Source organism: Bacteroidota bacterium (assembly GCA_038746285.1).
Lineage (GTDB): Bacteria > Bacteroidota > Rhodothermia > Rhodothermales > JANQRZ01 > JANQRZ01.
Genome location: JBCDKT010000101.1, coordinates 1 through 3,522, shown reverse-complemented (window position 1 = coordinate 3,522; position 3,522 = coordinate 1). Strand labels below are relative to the sequence as shown.

Genomic DNA, 3,522 nt, shown 5'->3' with positions numbered 1-3,522 from the left:
GCGCGGCCTCATGCAGATCGACGACCGGTGGCACCCGGAGTTTGTCCGGGCGCACCGGAACGACGACCACGCAGCCAACGCTCGCTACGCCGCGCGCCTGCTGGCGGACAACCTGAGGGCGTTCGACGGCGATTACATCGCGGCTGTGGCTGCCTACAACTCGGGTCCAGGCAACGTCCGGAAGGCGCTGCGCCGGGACTTGCCCGCGGAGCACTACACGACGGGTCGGGACTACGCCACCGACGTGCTGGCGAGGGCCCGTGTGATCTCGGCCGCGCTGGGAGGGACCGCCAGCCCAACGACACCCGCCTCGACCGTCGACTGGGGCACCGTCCTCGGTGTCGCCGGCGCCGCAACGCTCCTCATCGCCCCTTCGCTCGCCGGCGCCGGTCTTCTGATGGTCGGCCTCGTCGCAAAAGCCCAGAGCGAAGGCCTCCTCCCATAGCCGGTCGCCCGTAGCCGGGTACCCCGTAACCCTCAGACCGATCGCCTTCTCCACTCCTTTCAGCTCAGCTCTTGCACTCTCGGTGATCGAGAGGGCATGGAAGGCTGTTATGGTTGCCGGCGCCGGGCTGTTCGCGATCGAGCTCGGCCCTGTGCTCGGGCTGACGGCCCTAATGGGGTTTGAGCTCAAGACCACGCAGATGGCCGCGCGTGCGGTCATCGAGGAGCAGGTTCCTGGCAAGGACGAGCAGGCCAAGAGGCGGCGCCGCGCACTCGCACGCCGCGCTTTTCGAGAGTCCATACGAGACCGGGTCGGCGTGGCTGTCGGGCTCGTTGCCGTCGTCATCTACGCCAACACGGCCGGTCTGGAGTGGGTGAAGGGGATCATGTTCATGACTGTTGGCGCCGTGCTGCTGTCGCTGGCCTGGCTCAACCTCGGCAAGGGGAATTCGCTGATGCGAATCCTGATGCGCTCGTTCCGAAAGAACCTGGAGGCGCGTGGGATCTCGATCGATACCGACGACCAGGAGGGGCCGACGGTCGTCGTGGACGCCGAACTACACGCCGTCGTGCGACCAATCCAAAACGCCGAGAGCAGCGAGGATCCGAACGGCCTGCCAGCGACCGGTCAGCCACCGCGCAACGCGAGGACGCGCACGCCATCGGATCACACGCCAGCGGATCACCCGCCAGAGGACGGCACGCCAGCGGATAAACCAATCACCGATGACTGATCGCCGATTACGTCCCTCAGAGCCACGCCGACGGCTCGACCTCATGCTCCGGCGCGGCTCGCTCCTCTGGCTGGAAATCAGCGTTGGCGCCTATAACCTCATCGTCGGCGCATGGACGGCCTTCGGCGCAGGCACGTTCGAGCTGGACAGCTACGGCGCGTTCGAGGGCCCAGCGTGGCTCTGGGGGGGCGTGATGGTCGGCGTGGCCCTCATGATCTGGTCGGTCTCGCTCACGAGGCCTCGCCGCTGGCGCATCTCCGCGCTCGTGTTGTCGGCCATCGTCAACCTGACCCGCGCCTGGTTCTTCTACGAGTCGGCGCCAGCGTCGGGTGGCGTGGCCGCGGCATTCTCGATCGGCCTCCTCTCCGCACTGGGGGCGACCGTTCACACGTGGCGCCTGCTCGACGAGCACGGCCGGTCTCTCGCATCCCAGCGTTCTACGCTCTGATCTCATGTCCGTCACTGCCCGAGGCGTCGCCTCTCGCTCGCTTTATTTCACCGGCTCCGTCGGCCGACGAGGTGCAAATGCAAAACGCGACGTCGAGCTGATGCAGCGCGCGCTGCACCGAGCGCAGAATTTCTTCCTAGACGACAACCTCGACCCCGGACCTGTCGACGGAGAAAGCGGCGACGGCACCGAGGGCGCGATCTCGTGGCTCCAGCGGTGTTACCTCCACGCCTGGAAGCCCGACGCCCGCCTGGACGTCGGCGGGCGAACGCACCGGACGCTCGCGCGCATCATCGAGATCGCTGACTTCGCGGGCGCCGGCCACGTCACGTTCCCGTTTGAGGAGAGCGCAACGGCCCCGTTTCACGGGCCGGGCGCCGGGATGCGCTCGTTCCGCTGGCGACGCTCTGGAGGGGGCCGTAGCCATGCTGGCGACGATCTCTACCACCCGGTCGGGACTCCCGTGCTGGCAGTCGCTGACGGGCGCATCGTCCGAGCAGCTCCTTACTACGGCGAGACCGACCACGTCGTCGTCGCGCACCACTTACCAGGCGGCAATGGTCGCTCAGGCGACCACTTCCTATGCGTCTACGGCGAGGTCGACCTGGCGAGCGGGATCCAAGCGGGCGCATACATCAAACGCGGCCAGAAGCTCGGGACAGTCGGGCAACTCTATCTCCGTAACCGTCGTGGCCAGCGCTACGCGTTCCGCCACAAGATGCTCCACTTCGAGCTGTACCTCGGGCTGGAGACCGGGCGCATTTCGCGTGGGCGCCTGACGAGTGCGATCGACCGTCTGAACGGCCGCCCGTTCCGGCGCCGGCGTGACCTCGTCGACCCGACCGGTTTCCTCGTCCGCGCCCCGCTGCCGTCGTGAGCGTCTCGTCTCTCATGGCCTCGCCCTGGCGCGTCCGGCGACGGCTCGGACGAGTCCGCCAGCGGTACCGCCTCCACGCGTGCGCCGATCGGTGGCTCCCGACGCTCCGCGGTTACCGGACGATCGTCCTCGTGGTGCTCGGGTTCGCGCTAGCAGTCCCCATCGTGCAGAGGACGCTGGCGCTTCCAGACGAACTGTTCGTGCGGGCGCTCTACCCGCTCGCGGTGCTAATGAGCGTGCTCCTGCTGTCCTACCCGGTCTCGAAGGTGGCGAGCGGCTACCGGGACGGGAGACGTGGCCTACATGAGCCGGACACGTCGACAGCCCCACCGTCTGAGCCTCCCGACGGCATCCCCGACGATCTCCAATGACCAAAGCGAATCATCCTCTCGCGGCCCAGTACCGCCTGATTGCCTTCCTCGTGCTGGGAATCGCGTTCGGACTAGGCCGCCTCTCGGTCGCGGACTGCCCGGAGCCGCCGCCCATCGACCCGACGGCCGCGATCGTCGACTCACTCCGCCAGCGCGACCAGGACGAGGCACGCGCAGCCGCCGATCGCGCGCTCGCCGACGCTGACTCCGTCCGATCCGCTCGCTCCCGTTCCACCGATTTCCTCCGGACCTATGTCGACTCGCTTGATCCTGCTCGTCGCCGCGCTCTCGCTGATAGCGTGTATCGCGCTCGCTCCCAGCGCTGACGCCCAACCGGTCGTCATCCGCCAACCGGTCGTCACCGCACCGACGACGGCGATCGACTCTCTTCTGGCCGACTACGTCGTTTGCGCGGCCGAGGTCGTCTCGCTGGAGTCGGAGATCGCCCAGCTCAGGGCAGCCGAAGCCGCGCGACGGACTCAGGCGGAGGCGGCGGAGACCCGCCTTGATGCCGCGATGGTCCGCCTCGATTCGTCGCTCGCTCGGGAGGCCGCGTGTTCAGACCAACTCGTCGAGGCAACGCTCGACGCTGATCGCCAGCGGGCACGTGGGGATGGGTGGCGACGGGCAGCGTTCACGGCTGGCGGT

At 67.9% G+C, this 3,522-nt stretch carries 6 protein-coding genes; all 6 read left to right on the top strand.

Features of this window, described 5'->3' with window-relative positions; translation table 11 throughout:
- A partial coding sequence (locus AAGI91_17485) for a lytic transglycosylase domain-containing protein (GenBank protein ID MEM1044405.1) occupies window positions 1–445 on the top strand: 445 nt, incomplete at its 5' end.
- Window positions 446–554: 109 nt separating this feature from the next.
- Complete coding sequence (locus AAGI91_17480) at window positions 555–1,178, top strand: hypothetical protein (protein MEM1044404.1); 624 nt, start codon at window positions 555–557, stop codon at window positions 1,176–1,178.
- Window positions 1,171–1,626 (top strand): hypothetical protein, encoded by a 456-nt coding sequence (locus tag AAGI91_17475; GenBank protein ID MEM1044403.1) that lies wholly within the window; start codon window positions 1,171–1,173, stop codon window positions 1,624–1,626. Before AAGI91_17480 ends, AAGI91_17475 begins: the two co-directional genes overlap by 8 nt.
- A gap of 4 nt (window positions 1,627–1,630) precedes the next feature.
- Complete coding sequence (locus AAGI91_17470; GenBank protein MEM1044402.1) at window positions 1,631–2,503, top strand: M23 family metallopeptidase; 873 nt, start codon at window positions 1,631–1,633, stop codon at window positions 2,501–2,503.
- A 14-nt stretch (window positions 2,504–2,517) separates the two neighbouring features.
- Window positions 2,518–2,874: a hypothetical protein gene (locus AAGI91_17465; GenBank protein MEM1044401.1), complete on the top strand. Its 357-nt coding sequence runs from the start codon at window positions 2,518–2,520 to the stop codon at window positions 2,872–2,874.
- A 252-nt stretch (window positions 2,875–3,126) separates the two neighbouring features.
- The coding region (locus AAGI91_17460; GenBank protein MEM1044400.1) for a hypothetical protein at window positions 3,127–3,522 on the top strand (396 nt) is incomplete at its 3' end.